At 68.3% G+C, this 14,403-nt stretch carries 17 protein-coding genes and 1 pseudogene; 7 read left to right on the top strand and 11 right to left on the bottom strand.

Annotated elements, in window-relative coordinates:
* Window positions 1-2 precede the first annotated feature (2 nt).
* The 8 genes from ASF60_RS05045 to motA form a co-directional block, all read right to left on the bottom strand.
* Entirely contained in the window at window positions 3-686 is a 684-nt protein-coding gene (locus ASF60_RS05045; RefSeq protein WP_056181356.1) for a response regulator transcription factor, read from the bottom strand.
* Between the two features lie 243 nt (window positions 687-929).
* On the bottom strand, window positions 930-1,436 hold the full coding sequence (locus ASF60_RS05040; protein ID WP_244478329.1) for a hypothetical protein: 507 nt from the start codon (window positions 1,434-1,436) through the stop codon (window positions 930-932).
* Window positions 1,436-2,497, bottom strand: coding sequence for a flagellar biosynthesis protein FlhB (gene flhB, locus ASF60_RS05035; protein WP_056181353.1), 1,062 nt, complete (start codon window positions 2,495-2,497; stop codon window positions 1,436-1,438). The genes ASF60_RS05040 and flhB overlap by 1 nt, the downstream gene beginning before the upstream one ends.
* Window positions 2,498-2,524: 27 nt before the next feature.
* Complete coding sequence (locus ASF60_RS05030; RefSeq protein ID WP_056181348.1) at window positions 2,525-3,562, bottom strand: flagellar motor switch protein FliG; 1,038 nt, start codon at window positions 3,560-3,562, stop codon at window positions 2,525-2,527.
* Window positions 3,563-3,573: 11 nt separating this feature from the next.
* A complete protein-coding gene (gene fliN / locus ASF60_RS05025; protein ID WP_056181936.1) occupies window positions 3,574-3,951 on the bottom strand; it encodes a flagellar motor switch protein FliN in 378 nt (125 codons plus the stop codon).
* A gap of 105 nt (window positions 3,952-4,056) precedes the next feature.
* Window positions 4,057-4,464, bottom strand: a complete 408-nt coding sequence (locus ASF60_RS25485; RefSeq protein WP_244478328.1) for a hypothetical protein — start codon at window positions 4,462-4,464, stop codon at window positions 4,057-4,059.
* Window positions 4,448-5,380 (bottom strand): flagellar motor switch protein FliM, encoded by a 933-nt coding sequence (locus ASF60_RS05015; RefSeq protein ID WP_056181346.1) that lies wholly within the window; start codon window positions 5,378-5,380, stop codon window positions 4,448-4,450. Before ASF60_RS05015 ends, ASF60_RS25485 begins: the two co-directional genes overlap by 17 nt.
* 2 nt (window positions 5,381-5,382) lie before the next feature.
* Window positions 5,383-6,255, bottom strand: a complete 873-nt coding sequence (gene motA / locus ASF60_RS05010; RefSeq protein WP_056181344.1) for a flagellar motor stator protein MotA — start codon at window positions 6,253-6,255, stop codon at window positions 5,383-5,385.
* A gap of 165 nt (window positions 6,256-6,420) precedes the next feature.
* On the opposite strand from motA, the gene ASF60_RS05005 reads away from it, so the two are divergent.
* The gene (locus ASF60_RS05005; RefSeq protein WP_056181341.1) at window positions 6,421-6,627 is read left to right on the top strand and encodes a DUF3606 domain-containing protein; all 207 of its coding nucleotides are present in this window, start codon (window positions 6,421-6,423) and stop codon (window positions 6,625-6,627) included.
* 17 nt (window positions 6,628-6,644) lie between these two features.
* On the opposite strand, the gene dut is transcribed toward ASF60_RS05005, so the two are convergent.
* Together dut and ASF60_RS04995 are read right to left on the bottom strand one after the other, a co-directional pair.
* Complete coding sequence (gene dut / locus ASF60_RS25070) at window positions 6,645-7,160, bottom strand: dUTP diphosphatase (protein ID WP_056181932.1); 516 nt, start codon at window positions 7,158-7,160, stop codon at window positions 6,645-6,647.
* Between the two features lie 44 nt (window positions 7,161-7,204).
* A complete protein-coding gene (locus ASF60_RS04995) occupies window positions 7,205-8,092 on the bottom strand; it encodes an HpcH/HpaI aldolase/citrate lyase family protein (protein WP_056181337.1) in 888 nt (295 codons plus the stop codon).
* A 354-nt stretch (window positions 8,093-8,446) separates the two neighbouring features.
* Between ASF60_RS04995 and pstS the strand changes: the two genes are divergently transcribed.
* From pstS to phoB, 6 genes are all read left to right on the top strand, one after another.
* Window positions 8,447-9,484 carry a phosphate ABC transporter substrate-binding protein PstS gene (gene pstS / locus ASF60_RS04990; protein WP_056181333.1) on the top strand — a complete coding sequence of 346 codons (1,038 nt, stop codon included), beginning with the start codon at window positions 8,447-8,449 and terminating at the stop codon, window positions 9,482-9,484.
* 228 nt (window positions 9,485-9,712) lie between these two features.
* A complete protein-coding gene (pstC, locus tag ASF60_RS04985) occupies window positions 9,713-10,687 on the top strand; it encodes a phosphate ABC transporter permease subunit PstC (RefSeq protein WP_056181330.1) in 975 nt (324 codons plus the stop codon).
* Between the two features lie 56 nt (window positions 10,688-10,743).
* The gene (gene pstA / locus ASF60_RS04980) at window positions 10,744-11,631 is read left to right on the top strand and encodes a phosphate ABC transporter permease PstA (protein ID WP_056181326.1); all 888 of its coding nucleotides are present in this window, start codon (window positions 10,744-10,746) and stop codon (window positions 11,629-11,631) included.
* Window positions 11,632-11,686: 55 nt separating this feature from the next.
* Window positions 11,687-12,505 (top strand): phosphate ABC transporter ATP-binding protein PstB, encoded by an 819-nt coding sequence (gene pstB, locus ASF60_RS04975; protein WP_056181324.1) that lies wholly within the window; start codon window positions 11,687-11,689, stop codon window positions 12,503-12,505.
* Between the two features lie 93 nt (window positions 12,506-12,598).
* Window positions 12,599-13,324, top strand: coding sequence for a phosphate signaling complex protein PhoU (gene phoU / locus ASF60_RS04970; RefSeq protein WP_056181321.1), 726 nt, complete (start codon window positions 12,599-12,601; stop codon window positions 13,322-13,324).
* Between the two features lie 23 nt (window positions 13,325-13,347).
* On the top strand, window positions 13,348-14,052 hold the full coding sequence (gene phoB, locus ASF60_RS04965; protein WP_056181319.1) for a phosphate regulon transcriptional regulator PhoB: 705 nt from the start codon (window positions 13,348-13,350) through the stop codon (window positions 14,050-14,052).
* Window positions 14,053-14,071: 19 nt separating this feature from the next.
* On the opposite strand, the pseudogene ASF60_RS24905 reads toward phoB, so the two are convergent.
* A pseudogene (locus tag ASF60_RS24905) lies at window positions 14,072-14,403 on the bottom strand (family 16 glycosylhydrolase); the annotation flags it as partial.

The raw sequence follows: 14,403 nt of genomic DNA, 5'->3' as shown, positions 1-14,403 counted from the left end.
GATCAGCCGACGAAGGTGTAGCCCATGAAGCGCTTGGCTTCGATCGGATCGTAGCCGAGGCGCTGGCTGAGCTTCTTGCGCAGCTTGCTGACGTGGCCCTCGATGACGCTTTCCTCGACGCCGTTGCTGTAGACGCCGTAGACGATGTTGTAGATCTGCGCCTTCGTCATGCGGCGGCCGCGATGGCGCACCAGGCATTCGAGGATGTGCCGTTCCCGGCGCGGCAGGGGCAGCACCGCGCCGTCGACCTCGGGGTCGCGGCCATCGAAATGCACCTTCAGGCGCGCGGCCTCGGGCGTCGTTTCCCGGACCGGCTGGGTCTCGGCGTTGACGCGGCGCCAGATCGCCTCCGAACGCGCCAGGATCTCGCGGATGTGGACGGGCTTCGGCAGCACGTCGTCGATGCCGGCCTCGAACAGCAGGAGGGTCTGATCGAGCGAGCGCACATCGCTCAGCGCGATGATCGGGGCGCGCGACATCTTCCGGATCAGACCCGCGCAGCGCGCCCGGCCCTCGAAATCCCCGAGCAGGAAGCCCTGGATCGCCTCCCGGTCGACCGGCGAGGAGGATTGGAACCAGTGCGTGAATTCCTGCGGATCGAGTCCCAGGGAGGAGATGCCTTCGCGATCGAAGCTGGCCTTGTATCCGGAATTTACTGATGGCCGCTCATCGACCAGGACGTACATCGACAGTCTCCGGGTCACCGTGCGCGTCAATCACAGGCGAACGCGTCAACGCGCATAGGCAAGACAACTGAAAGTTCCGCCGGCGCTTAGTCAATGTAGGCGGAGACAAAGCAGGGCGGTTCGATTCGGCTATCATTTAGCAATGTCGAGCATCGGCCGCGCCGTCAATGGCTTAATGAGCACACGCGAACGTGATCGAACCGCTTTGGCATACCAAATTGCCGCGCCCGAGATCGTGCCGCATCACGCCGCCGCGCGCACCAGCCTGGCATCCTCCAGGGCCGCCTTGAATTCGGCGAGGCAGAAGCCGGGTTCCTTTTTGGCGCGGATGTCCTGATTGGTGCGGATGTCCTGGTCGGCGCGGATATCCCGGTCCGCGAGGATGCGCTGGATGGCGACGCCGACATAGACCCCGTCGAGGATCAGCTTGAAGAAGACCGTCACGGGTTCGGTGACGAATTCCATGTCGAGCACGACGGTGAGGGAGCGGCCCCAATCGAACTGCACGTCGGCGCCGTCCGCATAGGCGATCGTCGCTTCCTTGAAGAACGGTTCGGCCGAGGAGGCGACGAGGTCGGCGATGTTGCCGTGTCGCGCAGCCTGCACCCATCCGATCAGGATGCCGCCGTCGAGCAGGCAGAGTTCGGCGATGAAGTCGCGGATCGCGGTGGCGAAGACGCGCTCGGCATCGGCGAGCACGTCCGGCTCGTGCCAGGGCGAGGCTTCGGCGGAAAACGACGTTTCGGTCATCAGCGCGCCTTCGAGAACAGGAAGAACAGGATCTGAGCCACTGCGCTGTAGAACTCCGCGGGAATCATCTGGTCCACCTCGACACTGTCGTACAGGGACCTTGCGAGAGGCTTGTCTTCCACCACCGCGATGCCGTTCGCCTCGGCGATTTCTCGGATGCGCAGGGCGACGAGGTCCTTGCCCTTGGCCAGCACGAGGGGCGCGGGCTGCTCGTCGCGGGCATAGCGCAGCGCGATGGCGTAGTGCGTCGGGTTGGCGATCACCACGGTGGCCTGTTTGACGTTGGCGAGCATGCGCTTGCGCGAGCGATCCTGCGCCAGCGAGCGCAGCCGGCTCTTCACCAGCGGATCGCCCTCCGTCTGCTTGTGCTCGTCCTTCAGATCCTGCTTCGACATCCGGAGCGAGCGCTGCCAGCGCATCCGCGACCAGACCAGGTCGGCGGCCACGATGACGATCGTGGCGATGCACACGACCGAAATGAGCCGGATCGACACGGTCAGGATGAGATCCGGGATCTGGCTCGGGTCGGCGAACATGGCACTCACGACTTTGCCGCCCTCCGAGCGCAGGAGCAGCAGGGCAATGAGACTGACACTTAAAAATTTAAGGACCGATTTCAGGAATTCGGCCTGACCCGCCTTTCCGAAGATCCGTCCCCAGCCGGCCATCGGCGACACCCTGGACCATTGCGGGCGGATGCGTTCGAGGACGAGGCTCGGCACGTTCTGGATCAGCGCCGAGACGAGGCCGCAGCCGCCGATGACCAGTACGATCGGCACCAGGAAGCGCGCCGTCGCCAGGGCGGTGGCCTCGAGGAGGCGCGCCACGTCCTGGTTGTTCTCGAGGGCGAAGTCGCGGGGGTGGTCGAGGAACGGCGCCAGCGCCTGGATCAGGGGCGTGAGGGACTCGCGGAGGCCGAAGCTGAGGGCGATGAGCAGCCCGAGAATCGAGGCGAAGATCGGCGCCTCGCGCGAGAACGGGACGTTGCCCTTCTCGACCGCCTCGCGGATCTTGCGCTCGGTCGCCGCCTCGGTCTTGCTCTCCTTGTCGTCGTCGGACATCGCACGACCGGGCCGGGACCGCTCGCCCTAGCGGACGAGGGTCTCGACCTCGCCCTCGGCGTTGATTTCGAGTTCGCCGCGCCCGGCCATCTCCAGGGCGAGATCGGTGATGCTGCGGCGCGCCTCGGTCACGTCCTTCTGGGCCGCCGGCTCGCCGCCGTTCAATTCGTGCTCGACCATGCGGCGGACGCGGGCGGAGAGCGCACTCAGGATGACGCCGCGGAACTCGGCATCGGTGCCCTTCAGGGCCAGGACGAGGCGATCGTTGGGCACCGCGTCGAACAGGGTGGTGCGGGCGCGCGGCGCCAGCTTGACGATGTCGTCGAAGGTGAACAGCAGGCCCTTGAGGATCTCGACGGATTTCGGCCGCGATTCGGACAGGCTGGACAGCACCTCGTCGATCTGGGTGCGCTCCATCTTGTTGATGATGTCGGCCATCTTGGCGTGGGTGTCCGCCCCCGCATTGCGGGCCCCGTTGGCGAGCAGGTCCTCGTTCAGGGCGCGCTCGATGGTGGCGATCACCTCGTCGCAGACCGGCTTGAAGCTCAGCATCCGCCGCATCACCGTGTTGCGGGTGGGCTGGGGCAGATGTGCCATCACCTTCGCGGCCGCCGCGGGCTTGAGGCGCGACAGGATGAGGGCCGCCGTCTGCGGATGCTCCTTGACGAGGTAGCTCGCGATGACGCCCTCGGAGACCGCCGCCATGCGTTCCCAGACCGAGCGGTCGGCATCGCCCCGGACATCGGCCAGGATGGCGGCCACCTGATCGGCGGGCATCAGGCCGGTGAGCAGCTTCTCCACCTCGGACGCGGTCCCGATCAGACGGCCGTCGGCGGAAAACTCGTGCGAGAACATCTCGACGATGTCGTCGAGCTGATGCGCGCTGACCGTGCCGAGCTGCGTCGCCGAGCGGGTGATGCGGCGGATCTCGTCCGGCTCGAAATATTTCAGCAGGCGCCCGGCCGCGGGCTTGCCCATGGCCAGGAGCAGGGCCGCGACCTCGTCCACCGGGTTGAGGGGCCGATGGGCGCCCGGGGCCCGTTGGGGGATCGGCACGCTCGCCACGGTCTTCGTCCTCAGCCGTTCTGGCCGGCGTCGGCCGGGCCGACGATCTCGGTCAGGGAGACGCCGAAGCGGGAATTGTCCTCCTCGACCACGACGATCTCGCCGCGCGCCACGACTCGACCGTTGACGGTGACGTCGACGGGTTCGCCGACCCGGTGGTCGAGGGGCACGATGGCGCCGCGCCCGAGCTTCATCAGGTTGGCCACCGGCATGGTGGCGGAGCCCAGCACGACCTGGATCAGCACGGGGATGCGCAAGATCGAATCGAGGTTGCGGCCGTCGCCGATCCGCGCGTCGTTCCCGTCCGGCACGTCGACCGACACGCTGGGGAACACCGGGGCGGTGCCGGCGGCGGCGATGTCCGCATCGTCGAAGGGGCTGTTGCTCATCATCCGCTCGTCTGGGGCTGCAATCGAAGGCCGGACAGGAGGTCCGGCCGGGTGCGGAAGGGATAAGGATCGGGGAAAGTCGGTCCGCACGCAAGCGGATCGGCGTCAGGCGGTCAGTTGGTGCCGACCTGTGGCCGCCACATCGCGGCCCGGTCCTTCGCGGCCCGGTCCTTCACGGCCCGGTCCTTCACGGCCCGGTCCTTCGCGATCCGGTCCTTCGCCACTTGGTCCTTCGCGACCCGCGATCTCGCGACGGCTGGCCTCCAGCTCGGCCAGGGTCTGGCGCGCTTCGCCGATGCGCTGGTCGAGTGCTTCGAGGATCTCGCGACCCTCGGTGCTGAAGTTGCGCACCGCCTCGCCCGCCTGGGCCAGGGCCTGACCGGACTGCGTCAGGATGCGGCCGTATTCGGCCTGCGTCCGGTCGAGGCGCTTCAGCTTGAGGTACATCGGCACCACGCAGGCGCTCGTCGCCATGAGGGCGAGGAGCAGAATGGTATCAACCCACGGGGTCATGGGGCACGCCCTCCTGGTCCTGCGTGATGGCTTCGTCGACGCGCAGCACGTAGGAGCCCTGCGCCTGGCCCATGTGGCACCAGAACAGCGCCCGGTCGTTGCCCTCGAGCTTCACCCGCGTCGACGGCGTCGCGTCGAGGCCGATGACCTGGCCGACCTTGAGGTCCGCGATCTCGCCGAGCGTGAGCGTGCGCTCCTCGAGCACCGCCCGCAGGGTGACCTCCGCCTTCTGCACCTCGGCGGCGATCTGCTGCGTCCATTTCGGGTCGCGGGCGGCCGAGTCGCCGGTCAGCACCTTGGCGAGGGCCGGCCGCATCGGGTTGATCACCGACTGGGGCAGGATCAGGAACATCTCGCCGCCGCGATTGAGCGCCTGGACCGAGAACTTGGCCTCGACGGCCTTGTTGTTGCGCCCGCCGATCACCGCGAACTCCATCCGGGTCTCGGTGCGCTCCAACCGGAACGGCGTCATCGAGACGAGGGCGAACGACGATTCGAGGGCCTTGCCGACCTGCTCCAGGATGGTCTGGGCGAGGCGGATCTCGAGGCTGGAGAACGGGCGCTCGTCCTCCACCGGCGGCTCGGCCCCATCCGCACCGAACAGAGCCTCCACCAGGGTGAAGAGGAAGTCGCGGTCGAGGCCGACCAGGATGTGGCTGTCCCATTCGGGGGCGTGGAAGATGCCCGCGATCGCGTTGTTCTCGTAGGCGTCGAGCATCTCGCCGAAGCGGCCGCTGGTGACGCCGCTGAAGGAGAAGTAGACCGGCGATGAGACGAGGGGCTTGAGGTTGTCCGAGCAGCCCGAGGTGAGCCGGTCGAACACCACGTGCAGCATCGGCATGCGGTCGAGGGAGAGCCCGCCCGCTTCGATCAGGCGGGCACGGACCTCGGCGGCGTTCCCGGTGGGGACGTTCATGCTCAGGCGGCCTCCCTCTGCGCGCCGCCGTTGACGGTGGCGTTCTCGACCTCGTCGATGGTGGGCCGGTCGCTCAGGGCGATGCCCTTGCGGCCATGCTCGACGGCGATCTGCGGCACGGCCCCGCTCATGTAGGCGATCAGGCTCTGCTTGACGATGACGTAGACGTGGTTCTGCTTCTCGCGGATGATCTTGATCTTGATGGCGAAGGGGCCGAGCACGCCGTAGGACATGAACACGCCGAAGAAGGTGCCCACCAGCGCCGCGCCGATGAGGCCGCCGAGGATCTGGGGCGACTGATCGAGGGCGCCCATCGCCTTCACGATGCCGAGCACCGCCGCCACGATGCCCAGCGCCGGCATCGCCTCGGCCACGGTGGTGACCGCGCCGTAGGGCTTGAGGCGATCCTTGCGGTAGCCGCTGATCTCCTCCTCCATCAGCGCCTCGATCTCGTGCGCGCGGGCGTTGCCGATCAGGATGAGACGGGCATAGTCGCAGATGAACAGCACGAGGTCGGCGTTCTTGGCGATGTCCGGGTAGGCCTTGAAGATCTCGGAATTGGCCGGGTCGTCGAGGTGGGGCTCGACCTCGTTGCGGGGCTTGGCCTTCAGCTCGCGCATCAGAGCGTGCAGGAGGCCCAGCAGCGCGAGGTAATCCTTGCGCTTCGGCACCTTGCCGGTCAGCGCATCGAGGCTGGCCTTGCCCGAGTCGACTACCGTCTTCATCGGGTTGGCCATCACGAAGGTGCCGGCCCCCATCCCGCCGATGATGACGAATTCCCAGGGCTGCCAGAGCACGACCAGATGGCCGCCCATGGCGACGAAGCCGCCGAGCATGCAGCCGATTGCGATGACGAGGCCGATCAGAACGCCCAAGGCTCGACGCCTCCGCTGGGGATGGAAAAATCCGATGGAGCGGACCTAACCAGGATGGCTTGCGTGGGGCTGGATCGTTTCTCCCCCGAAACGCCGGGTTCGGGTGGGACCGCGCGCGGCGCCGCGCGTTGACGCTGCGCAGAGCAACCGAAGCGAGACCGCCCGATGAGCAGCACGGCCACGCCCGACAACGACCACGAGCCCGCCACCGTTAACGTCTCGGAGCCCTGGACCCTGGCCTACTGGGCCCGCCGCTTCGAGGTGCCGCGCGAGGAGGTCGAGGCGGCCGTCGCGGCGGTGGGGCACGATCCCCAGGCCGTCGCCGCGCGGCTCGGCCGGCCCTGGCCGTTCGAGGGCAGCGGCATCGTGTAAGGGCGAAGCGGCGTCCCTCAGCGGCGCCCGCTCGAGCCGAAGCCGCCGGTGCCGCGGGGGCCGGACTCGGTGATGCGCGGAGCCGCACCGGGCCCGTCATGCCCGGTCTCGTCCCGAATCGCGAAGGTCGGCCGCGTCACGCGGGTGAAGACGAGCTGGGCGATGCGGTCGCCCGGCTCGATCCGGATGCCGGCGGCATCCGGGCCGGGCGGATTGCGGTTCCAGGCCGAGATCATCAGCGGCCCCTCGTAGTCCGCGTCGATCACGCCCGTGCCGTTGCCGAGGACCAGGCCCTCGCGGTGGCCGAGGCCGGAGCGCGCGAAGAGGAGGCCGCACCAGCGCGGATCGCGGATCGCCAGGGAAAACCCGGCCGGGATCAGGGCCGGCGGACCCTGCGGCGCCAGGATCAGGGGCGCGTCGAGGCAGGCGTGGAGATCGAGGCCGGCGGCCTGGGCTGAGCCCCAGCGCGGAAATCCCCAGCCGGCGAGGCGGGAATCGAGCAGGCGCACGTCGACGGCGAGGTCGATGACGATGGAGAGGTCGACGGCGAGGCCCTCGGCACCGTCGGGTCCGGCGGTCACGCGGTCCGCGCCGCGATGGCGTCGGCCAGCGCGACCGTCCGGGTCGCCTCCGCGGCATGCAGGCGCTCCACCATCTTGCCGTCGAGGCCGATGACGCCGCGGTCGCGATTCTCCGGCTCGGCGAAGGCCGCCAGGATGCGTCGGGCCCAGGCGATGTCCGCCTCGCTCGGGCCGAAGGCGGCGTTGGCGGGCGCGATCTGGTCCGGGTGGATCAGCATCTTGCCGTCGAAGCCGCAATCGCGCCCCTGCGCGCATTCGGACGCGAAGCCCGCCGCATCGCGAAACTCGTTGTAGATCCCGTCGATCACGTCGATCTCGTAGGCGCGGGCGGCGGCGATCACGCTCATCAGCCACGGCATCAGGGCCGGCCGGCCCGGCACGCCGAGGCGCAGGCGGCTGGCCTTGGCCAGATCGTTCGGCCCGACCATCAGGCAGGCGAGGCGGGTGTCGACGTCGCGGGCCGAACTCGCGATGTCGGCGAGATGCAGGATCGCCATCGGGCTCTCGATCATCGCCCAGGTGCGGGTCCGGTCCGGTGCGCCGAGGCGGCGCAGGCGCGAGCCCACGGCCACCAGGGCATCGGCGCCCGTCACCTTCGGTACCACGATCGCGTCGGGGCCGGCGGGCGCGATGGCGGCGAGGTCGGCCTCGCCATAGGGCGTGTCGAGGGCGTTGATCCGCACCACGACCTCGCGCCGGCCGAAGCCCCGCTCCGCCACCGCGCGGGCGACGGCCTCGCGCGTCGCCGCCCGCGTCTCCGGCGCGACCCCGTCCTCCAGGTCGATCATCACCACGTCGGTCGGGAGCGTGCGGGCCTTCTCCAGCAGACGGGGATTCGAGCCCGGCATCGCGAGGACGCTGCGGCGAGGGCGGATCTCGGTCATGGCGCATCCCTTCGACGATGGTGCGGGGTCGGGCGCGACGTCACCGGACCCGGCGGCGATGCCGGCCTGTCACGAAGCCCCCTCGGCACCGACTCACCCTGGGAGCCGGCGATACCGGTCCCGCGACAGGGTTTCAAGGCATCGACCCCATGCGCGGCCCGGCACCGCTCCGGGCCGGCCTCGACCAGTCAATCCCGCAGATTGTAATGCGCCACACCACCGCCGAGGCGTGTGTCATGAGACTGTCGCGCAATCGTCATACCGCCTTGGCCCAACGCACCGTATGGCGCGGTGCACACCGGACGACGCGCTGCGGCCTGTGATCCGGTGCGCACTCCTCCAGGAGATCCTTCGATGAAGTTCACTACCCTTGCCACCCTCGTGGGACTTGGCCTTGCCTCCCTCGCACCGGCCCAGGCCGCCGAGATCACGGGAGCGGGCGCGACCTTCCCGTTCCCGATCTATTCGAAGTGGGCCGAAGCCTACCGCAAGGAGAGCGGTCTCGGCCTCAACTACCAGTCGATCGGCTCCGGCGGCGGCATCAAGCAGATCCAGGCCAAGACCGTCGATTTCGGCGCTTCCGACGCGCCGCTGAAGGGCCCCGCCCTGGAGAAGGACGGCCTCGTCCAGTTCCCGACCGTCATGGGCGGCGTCGTCACCGTGGTGAACATCCCGGGCGTCGAGCCGGGCAAGCTCAAGCTCACCGGCGACGTCATCGCCGACATCTATGCCGGCAAGATCGCCAAGTGGTCGGATGCCCGCATCGCCAAGCTGAATGAGGGCCTGAAGCTGCCCGATTCCAACATCACCCCGGTCTACCGCTCGGATGCCTCCGGCACGACCAACATCTTCACCACCTACCTGTCCCAGGTCTCCGAGCCCTGGAAGAAGGATTACGGTTCGGCCACCACCATCAGCTGGCCCGTGGGCCAGGGCGGCAAGGGCAACGAGGGCGTCACCGCCACCGTCAAGCAGGTCCCGAACGCCATCGGCTACGTCGAGTCGGCCTACGCCAAGCAGAACAAGCTCAGCTACGCTCTGATCCAGAACAAGGCCGGCAAGTTCCCGCAGCCCGACGACAAGGCCTTCCAGGCCGCCGCCGCCAGCGCCGATTGGAAAGCCGCCCCCGGCTTCGGCATCTCGCTGACCAACGAGCCCGGCGACGATGCCTGGCCGATCACCGCCGCCACCTTCATCCTCGTCCACAAGGATCCGGCCGACCCGGCCCGCACGGCCGAAGTCCTGAAGTTCTTCGACTGGGCGTACAAGAACGGCGACAAGCTCGCGGTCGATCTCGACTACGTGCCGCTGCCCGACGCCGTCGTGAGCCAGATCCACGATGCGTGGAAGGAGATCAAGGGCAAGGACGGCAAGCCCGTCTTCAACATGTGAGCCGAAACCCTCGCGGGCTCCGGCCCGCGAGCCCCGCGGGGGCGAGCCACACCGCGCGGCCAGCGAGCCCCGCGGGGCGAGCCACCTCGCGCAAGCGTGCCAGACCGGCCCGGCGTCACGACGCCGGGTTCGGCCGGCGCACCCCCCCTGGCAACGATCCGGTGATCCCCTCTCGCGCCGACGCCCGGCGCAGGGTAGGACGCCGCCCGGTGAAGAGAAGACACTCGGATGGCCGCCTTGACTGACCAGATCGCCCTGACGCGGGACCGCGCCTCGGTCCGCAAGAAGCCCGGCGGCCTCGGCGACAGCCTGTTCCGGACGGCCTCCTACGGCTCGGCCCTCCTGGTGCTCCTCTTCCTGGCCGGCATCCTGGGCTCCATCGCCTACGGCGCCTGGCCGGCCTTCAACGAGTTCGGCTTCGGCTTCATCACCTCCAGCACCTGGAATATCGGGCAGGAGCAGTACGGCGCCCTGGTGGCCATCGTGGGCACCCTGGCCTCGGCGGTCCTCGCCCTGCTGATCGGCGTGCCGCTGTCGCTCGGCATCGCGGTCTACCTGACCCAGCTTTGCCCCGGCTGGGCCCGCAAGCCGGTCTCGATGACCATCGAGCTTCTCGCCTCGGTGCCGAGCATCATCTACGGCATGTGGGGCCTGTTCGTGTTCGCCCCCCTGTTCGCCCGCTTCGTGCAGGTGCCGGTCTCGAACCTCGTCGAGGGCATGCCGATCGTCGGCACCCTGTTCTACGCCCGCGTGCCCTCCGGCGTCGGCATCCTCACCGCCGGCATCATCCTCGCCATCATGATCGTGCCCTTCGTGGCCTCGATCACCCGCGACATGCTCGACCAGATCCCGACCGTGCTGCGCGAGAGCGCCTACGGCATCGGCTGCACCACCTGGGAGGTGGTGCGCCACGTGCTGGTGCCGCAGGCCTCGGTCTCGATCATCGGCGCGATCATGCTCGGCCTGGGCCGGGCGCTCGGCGAGACCATGGCGGTGACCTTCGTCATCGGCAACGCCAACCGGCTCTCGGGTTCGGTCTTCGATCCGGGCTCCACCATCGCGTCGCGCATCGCCAACGAGTTCAACGAGGCCGACGGCCTGCAGCTGAACTCCCTGATGGCGCTCGGCTGCATCCTCTTCGTGATCACCTTCTTCGTCCTGATCATCGCCCGCATCCTCACCCGCCGCGCCAAGGTCGCCTGAAGCCGGATCGCCCCAAGGCCCGCGACCCCGCGCTTCGAGACGTCAGGAACCCCATCATGGACGCCGCCAACCCCCTCACCGCAACCCCGGCCCGGATCAGCCGGGTCCGCTCGGGCCGCCGGATCGCCGACCGGACCCTGATCCTGGCCAGCACGATCGCCACGCTGGTCGGCATCGTCGTGCTCGGCTCGATCCTGTTCATGCTGGTGGTCGAGGGCATCAAGGGCTTCTCGCCGATGCTCTTCACCGAGCCGACGCCGGGACCCGGCTCCGAGGGCGGCGGCATCGCCAACGCCATCCTGGGCAGCCTCGTGATGACCGTCCTGGCCATCCTGGTGGCGACCCCGGTCGGCGTGATGGCCGGCACCTTCCTGGCCGAGTACGGCCGCAACTCGAAGCTCGCCGATGTCATCCGCTTCCTGAACGACATCCTTCTGTCGGCGCCCTCGATCCTCATCGGCCTGTTCGTCTACACCCTGATGGTGCGCCCGATGGGCTCCTATTCGGGCTGGGCCGGCGCCGTGGCGCTCGCCATCATCGCCACCCCGGTCATCGTGCGCACCACCGAGGACATGCTGCGCCTCGTGCCCTCGACCCTGCGCGAAGCCGGCGCGGCGCTCGGCGCGCCGCCCTCCATCGTGATCAAGAGCATCACCTGGCGCGGGGCCAGCGCCGGCATCGTCACCGGCATCATCCTGGCGCTCGCCCGCATCGCCGGCGAGACGGCGCCGCTCCTGTTCACGGCGCTCAACAACAACAGCTGGTTCTCCCCCAACTTGATGGGCGGCGTCCCGAACCTTCCGGTGATGATCTACCAGTTCGCGCTCTCGCCCTACCAGAACTGGCAGCAGCTCGCCTGGGCCGGCGCCCTCCTGATCACGGTCACGATCCTCGCCCTGTCGATCGTGGCCCGGTTCGTCATCAAGACCGAGCGGTCGCGCTGACCTCCAGCGTGCCGCCTCCCGCTTCCTCCCCTTCGCTCGACAGGATGCTGAACCGATGAACGCCGCCCCCGGGATCACCTCCGCGCAGCTCACCGGACGCCACAAGGCCGACGAGACCTCGCCGATCCGCATCGCCGTCAAGGACCTGAACTTCTATTACGGCAGCTTCCACGGCCTGAAGTCGGTCAACCTCAACTTCCACGACCGCCAGGTGACGGCGCTGATCGGCCCGTCCGGCTGCGGGAAGTCCACCCTGCTGCGCACCTTCAACCGCATCTACAGCCTGTATCCGGACCAGCGGGCGGAGGGCGAAATCCTCCTCGACGGCCAGAACGTGCTGGATTCCAACGTCGACCTGAACGAGCTGCGCTCGCGCATCGGCATGGTGTTCCAGAAGCCGACGCCCTTCCCGATGTCGATCTACGACAACGTCGCCTTCGGCCTGCGCCTCTACGAGAAGCTGCCCAAGGCCGACCTCGACGTGCGCGTCGAGGAATCGCTCCGCAAGGCCGCCCTCTGGGACGAGGTCAAGGACAAGCTCAAGCAATCCGGCATGGGCCTCTCCGGCGGTCAGCAGCAGCGCCTCTGCATCGCCCGCACCGTGGCCCAGCGCCCGGAGGTGATCCTGTTCGACGAGCCGACCTCGGCCCTCGACCCGATCTCGACCGGTCGCATCGAGGAGCTGATCGAGCAGCTGCGCTCGGAATTCACCATCGTCATCGTGACCCACAACATGCAGCAGGCGGCGCGCATCTCGCAGTTCACCGCCTTCATGTATCTCGGCGAACTGGTGGAGTTCGGACCCACCACGCGCATCTTCATGAATCCGGAGAAGCGCCAGACCCAGGACTACATCACCGGCCGCTTCGGCTGATCCGGTCCACGCCAGACCCCATGCCAGAACCCACGCCAGACCCCATGCCATGGCGGGCACCGGACAGGCGGGCCCGACCGAGGAGTGCGACCCATGCCCGACCACATCGTCAAATCCTACGACACGGATCTTGAGAACCTGCGCCGCTCGATCTCCGAGATGGGCGGCATCGCCGAGAAGATGATGACCGAGGCCGGCGAGGCCCTGGTGCGCCGCGACTCTCCCCTGGCTCAGGCCGTCATCGCGGCCGATACCCGCCTCGACACCCTTCAGCGCGAGATCGAGGAGCGGGCGATCCTGCTGATCGCCCGGCGCCAGCCGCTGGCCATCGACCTGCGCGAGACGGTGACGGCGATCCGCGTCTCGAACGATATCGAGCGCATCGGCGATCTCGCCAAGAACGTCGCCAAGCGCGTCGTGGCCATCGCCGACCAGATCCAGCCGCAGAAGATCGTCATCGGCGTCCAGCACATGAGCGACCTCGTGCAGGAGCAGCTCAAGGACGTGCTCGACGCCTATGCCAGCCGCGACATCAAGGCGGCGCTCGACGTGTGGGAGCGCGACGACGCCATCGACGCGCTCTACAACTCGCTGTTCCGCGAACTCCTGACCTACATGATGGAGGACCCGCGCAACATCTCGTTCTGTACCCACCTGCTGTTCGTGGCCAAGAACATCGAGCGCATCGGCGATCACACCACCAACATCGCCGAGACGATCCACTACCTGGTCACCGGCGAGAACCTGCTGGCGGAGCGGGAGCGACCCAAGAACGACGCGTCCAACTACGCCACGGTGGACATGCCTGGCGCGGCCTGACTCCGCCTGATCGAAAGCGCACGATGAGTACGCGTATCCTGATCGTCGAGGACGAGGAGGCCCTGACCCTCCTCCTCCGCTACAACCTCGAGGCCGAGGGCTTCATCGTCGATTCCGCCGCGCGCGGCGACGAGGCGGACCTTCGCCTGCAGGAGCAGGTCCCCGACCTCGTCCTGCTCGACTGGATGCTGCCGGCCCTGTCGGGCATCGAGCTGTGCCGCCGCATCCGGGCCCGGCGCGAGACCGAGCGCCTGCCGGTGATCATGCTCACGGCGCGCGGCGAGGAGGGCGACCGCATCCGCGGTCTCGGCACGGGCGCCGACGACTACATCGTCAAGCCGTTCTCGGTTCCGGAACTGCTGGCGCGGGTGCGCGCGCTGCTGCGTCGGGCCAAGCCCGCCCACGTGGCCAACCTGCTGGTGGCCGGCGACATCGAGCTCGACCGGGTCAGCCACCGCATCCGCCGGGAGGGCCGCGAGATCCATCTCGGGCCGACCGAGTTCAAGCTGCTCGAATTCCTGATGCAGAGCCCCGGCCGGGTGTTTTCCCGCGAGCAGCTCCTCGACGGGGTCTGGGGCCACGACGTCTACATCGACGAGCGCACCGTCGACGTCCATGTCGGCCGCCTGCGCAAGGCCCTGAACCGTCCGCGCCAGAGCGACCCGATCCGCACCGTGCGCGGCTCGGGCTATTCCTTCGACGAGATGTTCGAGGCAGAGGGCGAGTAGGGCGGCCGTTACCACGCAGTCAGGCGAACAGCATGCCGTCGCTGGGCGCGTGCACGGTGAAGCCCTTGCCCTCGTCGATCCAGCCCGCACCGGCAGCGCCCTGGTTGATGCCGGCGGCCTCCTCGGCATTGCCGGCGAAGTGATGCTGGCCGGTCTTGGTGTTGAAGAACCGCTCCAGCGTCACGGTGCCGGGCGCGCCCGCATCSGCRTAGGCCTCGAACGCGACGCCCTCGTATTTGTAGGACGGGTTGGTCTTGATGATCTGGTCGCGCTCGCCGACGCTGGTCGTGAAGAAATGCGCGGTCGTGCCGGTGTCGAAGAACCGGAACACGTCGATGGTGTCGGCCCCCG

It is taken from the genome of Methylobacterium sp. Leaf113 (assembly GCF_001423325.1).
Classification (GTDB): domain Bacteria; phylum Pseudomonadota; class Alphaproteobacteria; order Rhizobiales; family Beijerinckiaceae; genus Methylobacterium.
The sequence above is the reverse complement of the archived record's forward strand: the minus strand, read 5'-3'. Positions and strand labels throughout refer to the sequence as shown.

What these genes read in the sequence shown, in the direction of transcription:
- ASF60_RS05045 (WP_056181356.1), bottom strand. Translation starts at nt 686, where the DNA reads ATGTACGTCCTGGTCGATGAGCGGCCATCAGTAAATTCCGGATACAAG.
- ASF60_RS05040 (WP_244478329.1), bottom strand. Translation starts at nt 1,436, where the DNA reads ATGACCGAAACGTCGTTTTCCGCCGAAGCCTCGCCCTGGCACGAGCCG.
- flhB (WP_056181353.1), bottom strand. Translation starts at nt 2,497, where the DNA reads ATGTCCGACGACGACAAGGAGAGCAAGACCGAGGCGGCGACCGAGCGC.
- fliN (WP_056181936.1), bottom strand. Translation starts at nt 3,951, where the DNA reads ATGAGCAACAGCCCCTTCGACGATGCGGACATCGCCGCCGCCGGCACC.
- ASF60_RS25485 (WP_244478328.1), bottom strand. Translation starts at nt 4,464, where the DNA reads ATGACCCCGTGGGTTGATACCATTCTGCTCCTCGCCCTCATGGCGACG.
- ASF60_RS05015 (WP_056181346.1), bottom strand. Translation starts at nt 5,380, where the DNA reads ATGAACGTCCCCACCGGGAACGCCGCCGAGGTCCGTGCCCGCCTGATC.
- ASF60_RS05005 (WP_056181341.1), top strand. Translation starts at nt 6,421, where the DNA reads ATGAGCAGCACGGCCACGCCCGACAACGACCACGAGCCCGCCACCGTT.
- ASF60_RS04995 (WP_056181337.1), bottom strand. Translation starts at nt 8,092, where the DNA reads ATGACCGAGATCCGCCCTCGCCGCAGCGTCCTCGCGATGCCGGGCTCG.
- pstS (WP_056181333.1), top strand. Translation starts at nt 8,447, where the DNA reads ATGAAGTTCACTACCCTTGCCACCCTCGTGGGACTTGGCCTTGCCTCC.
- pstC (WP_056181330.1), top strand. Translation starts at nt 9,713, where the DNA reads ATGGCCGCCTTGACTGACCAGATCGCCCTGACGCGGGACCGCGCCTCG.
- pstA (WP_056181326.1), top strand. Translation starts at nt 10,744, where the DNA reads ATGGACGCCGCCAACCCCCTCACCGCAACCCCGGCCCGGATCAGCCGG.
- pstB (WP_056181324.1), top strand. Translation starts at nt 11,687, where the DNA reads ATGAACGCCGCCCCCGGGATCACCTCCGCGCAGCTCACCGGACGCCAC.
- phoU (WP_056181321.1), top strand. Translation starts at nt 12,599, where the DNA reads ATGCCCGACCACATCGTCAAATCCTACGACACGGATCTTGAGAACCTG.
- phoB (WP_056181319.1), top strand. Translation starts at nt 13,348, where the DNA reads ATGAGTACGCGTATCCTGATCGTCGAGGACGAGGAGGCCCTGACCCTC.